The sequence below is a fragment of the Vibrio sp. 1CM23M genome, assembly GCF_023161755.1.
Lineage (GTDB): Bacteria > Pseudomonadota > Gammaproteobacteria > Enterobacterales > Vibrionaceae > Vibrio > Vibrio coralliirubri.
Window position 1 is genome coordinate 61,038 of record NZ_JALNTR010000001.1, and the last position, 14,862, is coordinate 75,899.

The following is a 14,862-nucleotide window of genomic DNA, read 5'->3' on the forward strand; positions in this document are numbered from 1 at the left end:
TTACTTCTCATTAAAAATCTGGCTGCCAAGCTTGAGCGTGGCGGCGATATTACGGGCAGTGCGAGTCAGGTTTTGATTCGCTTCTGATAAAACTTGGTCTAAGGACTGAGGAGAACGTACAGTTCCAAACAGGCTAGACATTGAGTCGTAAAGCTTTTCAACGTCTGTACCCAAAGAGCCAGCGATACCAATGGTCGGAATATTCAGTTTTTGAGCACGCTGGGCGATACCAAATGGAGTCTTACCTTGCAGGGTTTGGTTATCCATCTGCCCTTCACCCGTCACAACCAATGAAGCGCCTTCAAGCACCTTATCCGCATCCAACGCATCCAGTACCATCTCGATACCCGCTTTAATTTGGATATTGAACGCTAGGCTTAGTCCTAACGGCGTGCCACCAGCAGCACCAAAGCCCTCGCTGTCGCGATGATTAGTACCTGTGTGAGCCTGAGCGATATCGGCAAAGTGCCCAATGGCAGCATCAAGTTGTTGAACGTGAGTTTGTGATGCGCCTTTTTGCGGACCAAACACGGCGCTTGCTCCGCTTTCGCCACACAGTGGATTATTCACATCACATGCGACCACGAACGTCACTTCTTTGCATCTAGGGTGCAGTCCATCAAGATCGATGCTTGCTAACTTGCTTAATTCGGCGCCGCCACCAGATAGCTCGTTGCCTTGCTTGTCTAATAACTTGCCTCCCAACGCTTGTAAGATGCCAGCACCTGCGTCATTGGTGGCACTACCGCCCAGACCAATGATGATTTGTTCTACGCCTTTATCTAGCGCATCTCTAATCAGCAACCCTGTGCCGTAAGATGATGCTGTAAGAGGTGATCTTTCTTCTACGGTTAATCGATCTAAACCCGATGCTTGAGCAAACTCAACCAAGGCAGTTTTTACCTTTTTTCCATCAACAGTCTGTTCTAACGATGCCCAATAAGCCGTACATTCACGTCCGATTGGATCCGTCGTGTGCAGCCGTTGCTTCTTACCATTGAGCGCCTCTAGCAACACGTCTACTGTGCCTTCTCCGCCATCGGCGAGTGGCATTTTCACAAACTCTGCATGAAGGAAAACGTCAGCAAATCCACGCTCAATACAAGACGCAACTTGATGAGCGTCGAGTGATTCTTTAAATGAATCAGGGGCAATTACAATTTTCATTGTCGTTCACCATTCCCGCCCACCAAGGTGAGCGGGTGATTGAAATTAGAATTTGATTTGGAATGTTTTTGCTTGGCAAGATGCGAGCTCGCCGAAGGTTTCAGTTGCCACATCACCTTCACGAACGCGCTCGTCCATGCTTGCTTCTTTCCAGCTTGAAACTGCTTGAGTGAAAGAGATTGAATCTGATACTGAACCTGTTTCTGCTGGGTTGTAGACACGCATGATCAGTGCATCTGCGTCTTCCGCTTTCTTCAGTACACTCAACACAGCGCCTGATTGTTGCTTAGACAGAAGGCTAAAACTCATAGGTAGGTTCTGCTCACCCACGTTTAGCTTCATCGCGTTGTAAGGGATCTTGTTGTAGCATTCAATTTGAGTGACATTGTCACGTGCTTGCGCCATGATGTTCGCATCAATGTGGTTACCAGAGAAACCACACAGCGTGAATTCACACACTAACTTGCCGCGCACTTGTGAATCTGGGGTCGTGATCTTAATCCCTGAAGGACGACCCGGACGAAGCAATAGCTCTTCTTTACCCAACACGCCGATACCACGGAATAGTGTCAGTGCGAAGGTATCTCGGTTTTCGTCACCTTGAGATGCAATCACTTCAAATTCACGCAGACCATTCGACATGATCGCCATACCCGCTTTGCCGTTTTCTAACGCTGCAAAGTTCATTAACTGATACACAGGAACTGGCGCTTCTTTCCACTTCTCTTCTTCCCAAACCGCCATTGCTGGGTCATTGGTTGGTCGAGTAATACAACCGAACTGGTTATCTGCAACCACAGTTTCAGAAACGAATGGCGTTGGCACTAGCACACGTACACGGTGGTCGTCGGCTTGATTGTCTAGTTCCATGCGTACTTCAATACGGCGAGAACCTTGCTTCAATACCACTTGGCATTGCGCTTCAATGAACCCATTTTGACCCGTGCGTTCTTCACGCTCTGTAAGGTTTGCAGGCACCTTCATGCGGAAAGCGATGTTCGCTACCGATTGGAAGCCTTGGTGATTGATCGAAGTTTCCACTGGGAATTCATCCGAGTACAACAGCCACTCTTGACGAGATGGAGAGTAATCGTACTCATCGCCGTCATCAGAACCGTCTTCTAAACGAAGGACTTGGTCGAATACTTGCTCTGTCTCTTTATCGAAAATAGTCAGAGTTCCGTTGTCGTTTACATTGATTCGGTAGTATTCGTTTTCTAATAGGTAGTCCTTCTGCTCAGCAACTTTAACTGCGCCCTTCTCGTTACCTTGGATGTGTAACGTAGTGAAACCCATCGCTGGAACAGTACGTTTGATTTGAATATCAAACTCCATAAACGGGTCGTAGTTACCGTAGTGAACGATTTGACGGTCTACTTTGCCTGGGTCAATTTGGCGCTTGTCTTGGATGAAGTACTCAACTGGGTTTTCGTTTTCATCAAAGATAGAGAACTCTTGAGCACGGATAGTGATAGTGGTGTTAACCACTTCTTCACGCTCGTATGGTGAGAGGTTGAACATCGCCAGTTTGTCGTAACCTTCGCGATCTGGCATGTGGTCAACAATCTTACGCTTATAGAAATGAATCAGGTTGGTCGCCATGTCGTCCGCAAGGATGTAGCGGTTTAGGATCTCAGCGTGAACCTTGTCTGAACAACAGCAACCAATCGAGTCATGAGCGTGGTTCTTCATGCTCTCTTTCCACATTTTCTCAATCAAACCGTGGTGGTATTCAAAGCCTAATGTCCAAGCGATAGACGCTAGCGGTTCTAAGATGTTTACAATCTTGTTTTCGATTTCTGCGTGGATCAGTTTGATGTCCATACGCGTAGAAGAGATCGTACGGTGAACACGCATGTATTTGCCGTCGTTGAACTCGCCTTTGATTGTGTCGAGTTGGTCGCGCGCCGCTTCTACTTTCTCGAACACTTCTTCGTAACGGCTCATTGAGAATTCACGATCTGGGTAGATTTCGCGAAGCTTGTCCATTACTTCAAAGATGTCTTTTTGAATCGGCATTTGGTCGTGGCCGTTCGGTAGCAAGATATCTTTAGTCACCGATGGCTTTTCTAGCACTGGGAAGTACTTATCTAAACGAGCACGCAAGCCTTCTTCGTCTTGTGGAAGGTATTTACCAATCGCGTAACCCAGCGGAAGCACTTGTGCCGTCACTTCACTGCCGTCATTAGACTGCCATAAGAATTCTGTTTTGTTGGTGCCATGACGCTCTGAACAACCACGCCAGAACATTGCACGCGTGATGTCGAAGCCGTTGTAGATCATTGGCAGCTGTGAGCTCATGCTGAATGAATCTGGTAGGTAACCAATCTTCATTGCATCGCCAAACTTCATACAGTCACGAATGCCATACATCATGTTGCGTACAATTGACTCACCAGAAACTTGCATTGTGTCGGTTTGAGAATACCAAGGGCCAATAATTAACTTGCCCGCTTCAACCAATGCTTTTACGCGCTCTGTGTTTTCTGGTTTGATTGCGAAGTAGTCTTCTAAAACGGCGGTTTGACCATCTAGAACGTAGTATTTGTATTCTGGATCGCTCTCCAGACGGTTCATGATTTCTTCCATGTTGTTCACAAGAAGAATACGAGACTCTTCTGTTGTGAAATACCATTCACGATCCCAGTGCATGTGAGGAGTAATATGTACGCGTGATGTAGTCATAATCATTTACCTAAATGTGTCGCTTCGAGTAAATCTTAAATTCAAACTCAAATACGACTAAATTAAAGTTTTTCAAGGGGTTAAAATTGGCTGCCACTAAATTTAGGGTGCAGAAAACCACGCCCAGAATCTGTGTGAATAAAACCGTTAGGAGCACAGGTATTTAGGACAGCCAGTTGTTTGTTATTTTTTATATATTGATTTCGCAGTGAGTTAGGAGCTAACTCAAAATTCAGTTAGTTCTGTGTTGCAGTACTTGCTTCAAACTTACCCTTTTTTACAGCGTGACCACGCCACATCAGAAGAGTAATGGTTGAAATCACTGTGCCGACAATCGCAGCACCGAACCAGATTGCAGCAGCAGAGAATGCGCCCAAACCAGAATCGTGTAACAAGAAGATAGAGAAGATACCTGCGCCCGGAGTCGATAGACCAATACCTGCCGCACCAACCATTGCACCTGTAACCACAGAGCCTAGTAAGAATGAGCCGATTACACGGATTGGATCTTCAATCGCCATTGGGATTGCACCTTCAGTAATACCCGCTAGGCCAAGTAGCCAAGTTGATTTACCCGTTTCAATCTCAAAGTCTTTGAATAAGCGTGGAGCAATCATGGTTGAAGCCGTTACGGTGAACGCCGATACCATTTTTACCGAGCCGAAGATTGCGTATGGGCCATAAACACCGTTTGCCATTGCACCTAAACAGAATGCGTAAGCGGCTTTGTTTACCGGACCACCCAAGTCGAATGATACAAACAAGCCAAGAATCGCACCTAGAAGCAGAGCGTTAGTGCCTGACATACCGTTCAACCAATCCGTCAGACCTTGGTTTAGGAATGCAACAGGTTTACCGATAACAAACAGCATCAAGCTACCTGCGACCAAAGTACCAATCACAGGGTAAAGGTAGAAAGTAAGGAAGCCGTTAAATGCAGGGCCCAAGCGAACATGCTCTTTCACCCAGCGCATCACGTAACCCGCGATCAAACCACCAACAACACCACCAAGGAAACCTGAACCAATGATGTTTGCTGCAATACCTGCGGCAAAGCCAGGACCGAGTGCCGGTTTGTCGGCTAATGAGTAAGCTGTGTAAGCGGCTAGCACCGGAACCATCAATGTACCCAGTAGGCCGCCACCTAGTTTGCGATACATCCATAGCCAAGAATCTTTTGTTGCGTATAGCTCTTGCAAGTCAAAAATTTGTGCGATAAGAACAGCAACCGCAAGAACAGTACCACCAGCAACGATAAGAGGAACCGCATAAGAAATACCAGAAAGCAGTGCTTGTTTGAGCTCTGTTTTCAGTGGCACTTTTTTAGGTTTATCATCAGTAGCAACTTTACGCTCTGCACCGTTGCCTTTTTTCGACTCTTCAATTGCTTCGTTTAGAATGCGTTCACCGTGTTTAATCGGTTCTGCAACTGGCGTTTCAATACGAGGAATGCCGTTAAAGCGCTCAGATTCTTTAATCGCCACTTCAGCAGCAAATACACAAGCCACTGCATTGTTTAACTGCTCAGCCGTTAAGCGATCTTCAATACCGTTTGCGCCCTGTTTTTCAACATGCACGTTATAGCCAAGCTTTTTGCCCGCCTTTTCAAGATATTCTGCCGCCATATAAGTATGAGCAATGCCTGCAGGGCACGCCGTCACACATACAATTGTCGGTGCATTTGTATCTAAGTTGTCTTGTTTTTCATCTGGTTGATTGTCGCCATCAAGAAGCGCGAAGATTTCTTCAGCGGTTGTTGCTTTTAATACTGCTTCGCGAACATCGTCGTCAACCAATGTAGTTGTCAGTGCAGTAAGCAGATGCATGTGGGTAGAACCCGCTTCCGCATTTGGAATCGCAATTAGGAAGATTAGATTTACATCTTCGTCTTCATCCAAGCCTTTCCATTTCATGTCTTCTTTAAGCGTTGCTACAGCGAAACCAGCTTCTTTAACCGCGTCAGTCTTGCCGTGCGGTACTGCTAGGCCTTCGCCAAGCGCTGTCGGGCCTTGCTCTTCACGAGCAAATACTGCATCAAGGTACTCTTGCTTGTTATACAGTTTGCCTTGCTGATCCAGTTGGTCAGCAAGTGCGTAAATCGCTTCTTCTCGACTGCTAAACGTAGTTTGCAGATTTACGAGCGACTTATTCGTTAGAGTAGTAAGTTTCATAACCTTTGTCCCATAGTCACGGATTAGTACGACAGTCGTCCCTGCCGACGAGAAGAATAATACAACTTCAAGACATTTAATCCGTGATCACGATCTCACCAATACATATTTGTATTTAATTTGTATTTAAATCGTATTGGTAAATCCTTTAAGAAAGCTTGTTATGTATCGTTTAATTTGTATTATATGTACTACAAAACGCCGATACGATGCTCACACTAACCTTTAAAGCAAGGCTTATATAGAGCAAATTTACGTATTTAAGGTACAGGTTCTTAATCAAAGTCTAGTTGTCCTAGCGCACAAATGAGGCAAAAATGGCAAGACTCCCTATGTATCGCCAAATCGCCGATGCAATAAGAGAAAAGATCAGTTCTGGAGAATATAAAGTTGGAGAAGCACTCCCAACGGAAGCGCAATTGCGTGAAGTATTCTCGGTAAGCCGTGTAACGGTTAGGCAAGCGCTGAAACTACTGATCGAAAACGATGAGCTTGAAAGCGTTCAAGGTAGCGGTACTTACGTCAAAGAGAACAAGATCAATTACGACATCTACAAACAGTCGAGCTTTCAAGAAAAGTGGGCGCATTTAGATGTGGTTACACACAGTGAAGTTCTGGCCTTCGAAATGAAGCCGTGTTCTTTGGCGATGTCTGAACATTTAGATATCAAAGAAGGCGAATTGGTTTTCTACGTAAAACGTGTTCGTTTCATAGACAACAATCCAATCACGGTTGAAGAAACTTGGTTACCTGTTGCCCTATTCCCAGATCTCACCTATCAAGTGATGCAGACATCAAAGTACGACTTTATTGAAAACACCAAAGGCATGGTGATTGATCGAAGTGAGCAGGAATTGGTACCGATTCTTCCGCCTGAAGACGTTGCTAAACAGTTAGGTATTGACCCAGCTCAGCCTATCATTGAAAAACGTACTCGCGGTTACCTCGCCAATAACACGGTATTTGAATACAGCCGAAACTACTTCACGTCTAACGATTACCGATTCACTTTGGTCGCAAGACGCCAGAGATAATGCTCATCAACGAGTTTCTATAATAACAAAATGACCAACACAGAGAGCGCCTTGCTCTCTGTGTTTCTATGCTGTTAACTCAATCATAAACCCAACTTTCCTCCCCAAATATTCCTAAACCAATATCAAGTAACCTCACGAAAGATCATTCACATTCATTTAAATACTGTTCTGGCGCTTTGACCATAAACTAAGCGCCAAATTACAAGAACAACAGTCGACAGGAATGTAGATGAATACCAAACAACTTGAGGACGCTGTAAGTGAAGTGAGCTTATTCAATCAGCACCTCCACTTAATCCAATCCGTGCATACCATTCCGACCCCAAAAATGAATTGGGAGTCGATTGCGATGGAACCTGCACCGACAATGCCAACGGTTCGATTCGATCATAAAGTCAAAGCCATGGAGGCACTCGATGAGTACAAGCCTAACTGGCTAGATATGCTGCTAGGAAACAAGTCGAAGCTTTATACCCTCACCAACAATATCGAGCGTGCCGCCGAACAAGACATAGAGCAATACAAGACAGAGTTTGTGCATTGGGTTCAAAACTACAGCTACTGGGCCAAGGGCAATCAATTATCGAAAGGTATTTTAAACAACGATAGTGAAGCAAAACTATCAGCCCTTTCCGAAGCTCAACAGAACTCGATTAACGCCGCGGTAGTCGACACTAAGCTGATTAACCATAACTTCAATACCTATAAGAATGGTCACCTGCTAGAAATCAATATTCAGGTTAATAAGCACAACGTGATCCCTAAAGAAAAAAAGGTATTGTGCCAAGGCGAAGTGAAGCTTGAAACGATGTCTCTTTCTAAAAGTAATGCCTTATATCGAGAGTATGTCTGCAGCTGTATTCTTAAGTGCGCGCAAGATGCTTTCAATGTGTTACCCGAGACGAGCGTTGTGATCAATGTTGAACAGATTTCAGCAGATCAATCGAGCGAAACCATCGTTTCATGCCATGTCGAACAAGGGCTACTCGAGTTCTTGTTAATCGAAGACGATAAACCCTCTGAGATACTTGAATTCTTTGTCCACATTGAAGATTTCAATCCTCATCGAGGTAACGGATTCTCAGCGATAAAAACGATTTTTTCGCCTTTGCCTATGGCGTCATAACTCACTCGCATTTTCGATTCAATCATTGACTACTATTCACGACTAACCTTACGTTCGTCGTGTAAAATCACTTTATAAACCAAACCATTATGTCGACACACACTACCTCACAAACAGCGCGCCCATTAACAAGCACAGTTTCATACACACGATCCCGAGCAAAACTGCCTTTATTTCTCATCGCGTTCTCTATGCCTATATTTGGAAAAGAGGCTGGAGAAGAGGTTGAAGAAGTGGTACTCGAGGACGACGTCGTATTAAGCGAAACTTCTGAGTTAAAAGAAGAAGCTGAAGAATCCCCTTTTACGACCCTGACCAAGCTCGGGTTTATCTACTCGCAAAACACCAGCTCATCTTTGTCGATAAACTCTGGAATCTCTGTTGGATACAAAAAAGAGAACTGGGGCCAACGAGTTCAGTTTGATACCTACTATACCGATGCTGAAAACGATGAAGACGGCACCAATCGCTATACCACCAACTATGGCATCAGCTATGACTTGAACGAAGTCACCTATTTGGTCGCGACAACACGCTTTGAACACGACCACTTTGGTACTTATCGTAAGCAATTCATCACGGCTACAGGATTAGGTCGCCACTTTTATGATACTGAAAGAATCAAACTTCAAGGCTCTGCTGGCCCGGGTTACCGAATCAGTCAACGCCAATCCTCCGATGAAGAGTTCCCGAACAAAGAGAACTATGAGCTGATCGTCAATGCCAGTGTTGATGGCTCTCTGACGCTCACCGAAACGTTTTCTATGGGGGCAACCGCTAACATGGCTTACGGTGAAGAGAACACCAATTACAACCTCAAAGGCTATCTAAAGAACATCTTGATGGGCAATTTGGCGCTGACTTTTGATACCGAATACATCTACAACACCACTGTCGCATCAGACCAAAGTAACGCCGAAATCTACAGCTCAATGAATCTAAACTACGACTTCTAAATAACGCTTCCCCCATCGAACATGCAAAAGGATTTGCATGATCGTCTAAGCTTCTCCATCACTCCGTAATTTGTTCGTCACTAACTATTCCTGACGCTTATTTACTTAAGCAGAACCGCTAAGCCGCTATTTGATTATATTGAAAAGGTTAATTCTGTTTTGCCCAGCACCCCGTTTATCTACCAACCTTGGTGTAATAGATTGTTCGCAAGCAAACAAAAGGAGCGAACACATTATGTTATCTAATCAACTAGAGCGCGCACGCGCCATCGATTTACCGACACGAGAAGCGATGCTTCAACGAGTTCCTTCTGTACAACAGTTTTGGGACAACAATAAGGGCTTGTTCAGCGAAGCCTGGAAAGAATGGGAAACAAGTGCGGAAGGCAGCCAATTGGATTTCGATGATTCGCTGTTAGATGCCCGCCTTCGTGACGCTGTTAGAGAAGCTTGGCAAGATCCAACGAAAGAAATCGCGGTAAAAGATTTACTCGAAGAGATCTCTCCTGGGGTGTTTAAGTTTCAGTTCTTTGATGCTGAACGTCTCGCTGAGTTGCGTGATTACTTGGAAGCGGTCTCTAACGCTCAAATCCCGCTGCGCCCACCATATGGCATAGTGCTTAACCGTGGTGGAGCAATGTTAGACAGCCGATCTGAAGGGTATTTAGCCGCGCCAAGTTTCCAAGCGTTTTACCGAGATTTACTCGACAGTTACATGCGCCCTATCGCTCGCTTATTGTTCCCTGAAATCATGGGTTACGACACGCAAACTTTTGGGTTCTCGATTCAGTATCAAGCGAACAAAGATACGTCTTTACGCCTGCATACTGATGCGTCTTCGGTCACGCTCAACATTAACGTAAATATGCCAGATGAAGAGTTTTCAGGCTCAGAACTTAACTTTTATGACCCTGCTACGGGTAAGATGAATGAAACGACATTCACGCCCGGTGTCGCTATGATTCATCGAGGAAACGTTGCCCATGCGGCGCTGCCGATAACAAGTGGTGAACGTTCAAACTTGGTATTGTGGTTGTATGGCGACCGTGGACAAATACCACACCACAACTCGGTACTAGAGCCTATAGATGCGCATCAACGCTGGACAGTACCAACAGTGGTACATGACAATTTTGCTCCGTTCTAGGCAATTGAGATAATAAATACAAAACGCGCCTACCATGGTTCATGGTAGGCGCGTTTTAGTTTTCACTTCAATTGACTGGTCAATCTATATGGCGAGTTATGCGGGTTTCGTTCTCAACCGAGTCAATATATCCATCTGTTTTAGATTCGCCATGCCAACGTAAGCCACTGGCACTAAGAACAATGAAAAGAAGGTTCCGGCTGTCAAACCGCCGACTAATACCAAACCAATATTGATTCGACCTAATGAACCTGGGCCATCCGCCAGTGCCAATGGCAATGAACCGAGGATCATCGTCAGTGAGGTCATCAAGATTGGACGCAGCCTTGAACGTGCACTGCTGATCGCCGCTTCTTTGGCACTAGCGCCAGATTTGCGTTTCTCGTTGGCAAACTCCACCAGCAAAATACCGTGTTTGGTCACAAGACCAACCAGTGTCAGCAATCCTATCTTCGAGTAAATATTCAGGCTTTGACCAAATACCGAAAGCGTCAATATTGCGCCCACAATACACAGTGGAACCGTCAGTAAGATGATCATCGGGTCGACAAAGCTTTCAAACTGCGCCGCCAAGATCAAGAAGATAAAAATCAACGCCAACACGAACAGCACTTGTGCGCCCGCGGTTGAATCAACTAGGTCTTTAACTATGCCATTAAACTCGTAGCTCTGAGCAGGTTTCAACAGGTTTGGTACCGTGTCATCAATGTATGCCTTTACGTCGCTCGCCGTATATCCGGGCATCAAGTCCGCGGTAATTTCAGCGCTGTCTTTACCCATGAACGTCTTGAAGTTAGATTCCGATGTCACTTGTTTGATGGATACAAACTGAGACAAAGGAAGCCTCTGACCCGACTGTGAATCCACATACAGCTTATCGAGCACCTTGAAATCACCAAGGTCATTTCGGTTCACTTGAACTTGAATTGGGTATGTATAACCGTCGTCCGCTTGCAAATCTGCGGCTTTAACAGAACCAAGGAATGTCGATAACGCATTAGTTACGTTACCGTAATCAACACCAGACAATACAATCGCATTGCGATCAATCGACAAGTCGTAACGTAATTGGTCACGCAACATTGAGTTCTTAATGTTGGTCACGCCCTCGTAATCTTCAAGCGCCTTAACGACTTCGCTCGCGGTTTCAGACAGCACAGTGGTATCACGGTTAACTGTGGTCAGTTCAAGGATCATATTGGTAGCAATGTTCAAGTTATCTGCTGAGCGCACCTTGAAAGACATGCCGTAAGCAGAGACTGAACTTTGTGCTTTAGCGATAAATTCGTTTACCAATTCATCAGCGGACTGGTCACGTTCGCCCCATGGCTTCAATAGAACGTGATTGGTCGGTGTGCCTTCAATGTAAGATAAGTTCGCTTCTACTGAACTATCACCTTTGAACACATTGTTAAGTTGCTCATTGTTATCTAGATGATACTGACGACCAACACCTGTTGGTGGTGTAGACGTCACCTCAACAAAACCGGTATCTTCGGTTGGAAGCAACACTTGAGGCATTTTCCAAACCGCTAAGGCAGACAAAGCAATCAGCACTAAAGCAATACCACTCATCAGAGCCTTACGATCAAACCATTTGCCTAGCTCTTTGGTGTATAAATCCGATAACACATTCAGTTTCGCATCAACCTTTTGATACCACTTCGCCGGGGTTGATACTGGCTTCATTAAATAAGCACTCATCATTGGTGAGAGCGTTAACGCCACAAATCCAGAGATAATCACCGCTGCCGCAAGTGTGAACGCGAACTGCCTAAATAGATCAGCGGTTAAACCAGCCATCAAACCAATTGGTAAGTAAACAACCGCCAAAGTTAGCGTCATCGCAATCACAGGAAAGACGATCTCTCGACACCCTTTAATTGCAGCATTGAACGGCGTTTCACCCTCTTCGATATGACGGTAACAGTTTTCAGCCACAACAATCGCATCATCAACCACCAAACCAATGGCGAGAATGATAGCGAGAATCGTCAGTACGTTGATGCTAAAACCAAGTAAATGCATGACGGCAAATACGCCTATTACGCACACAGGAATGGTGATGATCGGAATTGAAGCAACTCGAAAGGAGCCAAGGAACAGAACCACAACTGCTGAAACCAGAACAATCGCTTCAACTAAAGTCATGAAGCCTTCATCAATTGCGGTTTTAATGAAATCCGCTTGGTTGTAGACCATCTTCATCTCAATGCCTTCTGGCAACTGAGGCTGAATCAGATCAATTTGTTTCTTAACTTTATTCGCAACTGTGACTGGGTTTTCACTTTTCAGTGGCAACACCTGAATCGACATTGCTAGGTTGTCATCAACACGAAGAATACTCGGCGTAAGGCTCTCCTCACCCATTTTGACTTCAGCAATATCACCTATACGAATGATCTTGCCATTATCAACACGAACCACTAAGTCTCGTACATCATCAACGCTGGTTACTTGGTTGACTGGGTTGATGGAGAAATCTCGCACCTGGCCCTTGATGGTACCTGCGGTAAACGTTGCATTGTATGAGCTCAATGTTCCAACAACATCGGATGCACTCATATTGAGCGCCATCATGCGATCCGGTTGCAACCAAACACGCACCGCTTTCTCGCTGCCACCATACGGCCCCCAAATACCACCCACACCTTGGATGTGCTTAAATTGAGGCACGACTTGCTGGCTAATGTAGTCGTACATGTCTTGCTTAGACATCTTGCCAGTATTCACAAACGTGATGATGTTACTCGGCATACTGGTGTCAGAAGAATCATCCGTGACCGTTGGCTTATCCGTCATACTCGGCGGGAAATCACCAATCGCTTCGACGCTGCTGCGCAGGTTGTTCATCAAGCTGGTGTATTCGACGTCATTAATGTCATCTTCAAAGATGATTTTTAGATTACACGTGCCTTCCTGACAGTCCGTCGTCATGGTTTTCACGCTGTCGAGGCCCGTTGCAGCGGTAATGAGCTTATCTGCCACATTGCGCGACATAAACTCAGCACTTGCGCCATTGATCGCAGCCGTTACCGTTGCTGACGGTGTTTTATGTTCTGGAAAGTATTGGATTGAGAGCTTTTGAAACGACAAAAGCCCAAGCAAAACAATGGTAATGCTCAGAACAGACGCAAACACGGGGTGCTTGATACAAACCTCAGGAAGCTTCATTCAGATTCTCCTTCGTTACCGCTTCCTTGCTTAGTGTTTCCTTACTGTGAGTTTCCTTGCTTTGAGTTTCGCTTGATGAATCCTCAACAGTCGCGCTAGTCTCTGCTTGCTCGCTGTTTTCGTTGATCGCTTCATCTACACCTTTCGATGCTTCCGTCCAATCAACCGAAGGTTCAATTGGATGTGCTTCGTCCACCTGTGTTACGGTCTTTTCTACTTTAGGCTCAGCGGTCTGTTGAGTGTTATCTTTGCTTGTCGGTTCCGTGATTAGCTCAACAGTTTTCTGTTCAGCATTTGGGTTCATGACCTTAACTAACGACGCTTTCTTAAGGTTCTGTTGTCCCGTCACAACGACGTTATCGCCGAGCTTCAAGCCTTTCTCTACAACAACGTAACCATCGTTAGTATTCACGCCTAATTCGACAATGCGTTGCTCGATTTTTTCACCATTCACGACCCAAACAAAACGCTCTGTATCTTTGGCTTGAACGGAGTTTTGAGAAACCACCATCTGCGTTGAATCTTCGCTGGTCATCTGACTTACTTTGGCAAACATACCCGGAACTAAGCGATGTTCTGGATTAGTCACGTGCGCGTGTACTTCTACACGGCCTGAGCTTTCGTCCACCGCTGGCGCAATGTAATCCACCACGCCAGAAAACGCTTCATCGACAAATGCATCAACTTGGATGGAAACATTCTGCCCAAGCTTTGCGTTGCCTAAGTCCGATTGCCCAATTGAATACTGCACTTCAACTGGATCAAGTTTGATCAAACTAACCAAGGCCGTTGAACTATCAATTTTGCTACCCACAGAGTGGTTGAAGTTCGTTAGCTGGCCATCAAAAGGCGCCACCAATAGATAGTCATTCATTAGTGCCTCTTTCTGACGGAAGTCAGCGGCCGCAAGATTCGCTTGTTCTTTTAGCTCTTCAACATCTTGCTGAGACATTGAATCAGGTTGCTTTTTCAGTAGCTCTTGTACTCGCTTTAATTTTGATTTTGCTAACGCTAACGAGCTTCTAGCTTTGTCTAAATCGGCTTTCGCTTTTGTGTTATCTAGTTGAGCAATCAGCTCACCTTTCTTAACCGAATCTCCATCTTTGAAATGGATTTCGAGAATTTTGTCGGAAGCGCTAAAGGTCAATGCAGCAGAATCTGTTGCTCTAATTTTGCCAACTTCGTTGATTGAAGAAGTGAATGCTTGTTTGTGAGCCTTTTCTATGGTCACTGGAATCAGGGGCGAATCTTCGGCAAATGTGGGAGTGATATGTAAGGCAAACAGAGCCAAACAGATTGTTTTACTAAGCTTTGTAAATTTCATTTTTAATAACCATAACCGTCAAATTCATCTGAATTAAACGTTTTTCTAAGCAGCTATTTTTTACTTAATGAGCTT

General features: G+C 45.1%; 9 protein-coding genes. 4 read left to right on the plus strand and 5 right to left on the minus strand.

The genetic code is table 11. The features are described 5' to 3' along the window. The 3 genes from MSG35_RS00275 to mngA form a co-directional block, all read right to left on the minus strand. Entirely contained in the window at positions 1 to 1,167 is a 1,167-nt protein-coding gene (locus tag MSG35_RS00275; RefSeq protein WP_248382413.1) for a glycerate kinase, read from the minus strand. Between the two features lie 45 nt (positions 1,168 to 1,212). Next, positions 1,213 to 3,852: a mannosylglycerate hydrolase gene (gene mngB / locus MSG35_RS00280; protein WP_248382414.1), complete on the minus strand. Its 2,640-nt coding sequence runs from the start codon at positions 3,850 to 3,852 to the stop codon at positions 1,213 to 1,215. A 236-nt stretch (positions 3,853 to 4,088) separates the two neighbouring features. After that, positions 4,089 to 6,023 (minus strand): PTS 2-O-a-mannosyl-D-glycerate transporter subunit IIABC, encoded by a 1,935-nt coding sequence (gene mngA / locus MSG35_RS00285; RefSeq protein WP_248382415.1) that lies wholly within the window; start codon positions 6,021 to 6,023, stop codon positions 4,089 to 4,091. Between the two features lie 317 nt (positions 6,024 to 6,340). Between mngA and MSG35_RS00290 the strand changes: the two genes are divergently transcribed. The 4 genes from MSG35_RS00290 (at position 6,341) to MSG35_RS00305 (ending at position 10,289) form a co-directional block, all read left to right on the plus strand. Then, positions 6,341 to 7,057, plus strand: coding sequence for a GntR family transcriptional regulator (locus MSG35_RS00290; RefSeq protein WP_009845448.1), 717 nt, complete (start codon positions 6,341 to 6,343; stop codon positions 7,055 to 7,057). 232 nt (positions 7,058 to 7,289) lie between these two features. After that, entirely contained in the window at positions 7,290 to 8,186 is an 897-nt protein-coding gene (locus MSG35_RS00295; RefSeq protein ID WP_248382416.1) for a hypothetical protein, read from the plus strand. 191 nt (positions 8,187 to 8,377) lie between these two features. Continuing rightward, positions 8,378 to 9,142 (plus strand): DUF481 domain-containing protein, encoded by a 765-nt coding sequence (locus MSG35_RS00300; RefSeq protein ID WP_248382417.1) that lies wholly within the window; start codon positions 8,378 to 8,380, stop codon positions 9,140 to 9,142. Between the two features lie 235 nt (positions 9,143 to 9,377). Then, entirely contained in the window at positions 9,378 to 10,289 is a 912-nt protein-coding gene (locus tag MSG35_RS00305; RefSeq protein WP_248382418.1) for a 2OG-Fe(II) oxygenase, read from the plus strand. A gap of 96 nt (positions 10,290 to 10,385) precedes the next feature. Here MSG35_RS00305 and MSG35_RS00310 read toward each other — a convergent pair whose 3' ends face one another. Next, complete coding sequence (locus MSG35_RS00310) at positions 10,386 to 13,463, minus strand: efflux RND transporter permease subunit (RefSeq protein ID WP_248382419.1); 3,078 nt, start codon at positions 13,461 to 13,463, stop codon at positions 10,386 to 10,388. Beyond that, positions 13,450 to 14,787, minus strand: coding sequence for an efflux RND transporter periplasmic adaptor subunit (locus MSG35_RS00315; protein ID WP_248382420.1), 1,338 nt, complete (start codon positions 14,785 to 14,787; stop codon positions 13,450 to 13,452). Before MSG35_RS00315 ends, MSG35_RS00310 begins: the two co-directional genes overlap by 14 nt. Positions 14,788 to 14,862: the final 75 nt, after the last annotated feature.

Bases quoted from the DNA above. Each gene is read 5' to 3' on its own strand.
- MSG35_RS00275 (WP_248382413.1), bottom strand. From the start codon at position 1,167: ATGAAAATTGTAATTGCCCCTGATTCATTTAAAGAATCACTCGACGCT.
- mngB (WP_248382414.1), bottom strand. From the start codon at position 3,852: ATGACTACATCACGCGTACATATTACTCCTCACATGCACTGGGATCGT.
- mngA (WP_248382415.1), bottom strand. From the start codon at position 6,023: ATGAAACTTACTACTCTAACGAATAAGTCGCTCGTAAATCTGCAAACT.
- MSG35_RS00290 (WP_009845448.1), top strand. From the start codon at position 6,341: ATGGCAAGACTCCCTATGTATCGCCAAATCGCCGATGCAATAAGAGAA.
- MSG35_RS00295 (WP_248382416.1), top strand. From the start codon at position 7,290: ATGAATACCAAACAACTTGAGGACGCTGTAAGTGAAGTGAGCTTATTC.
- MSG35_RS00300 (WP_248382417.1), top strand. From the start codon at position 8,378: ATGCCTATATTTGGAAAAGAGGCTGGAGAAGAGGTTGAAGAAGTGGTA.
- MSG35_RS00305 (WP_248382418.1), top strand. From the start codon at position 9,378: ATGTTATCTAATCAACTAGAGCGCGCACGCGCCATCGATTTACCGACA.
- MSG35_RS00310 (WP_248382419.1), bottom strand. From the start codon at position 13,463: ATGAAGCTTCCTGAGGTTTGTATCAAGCACCCCGTGTTTGCGTCTGTT.
- MSG35_RS00315 (WP_248382420.1), bottom strand. From the start codon at position 14,787: ATGAAATTTACAAAGCTTAGTAAAACAATCTGTTTGGCTCTGTTTGCC.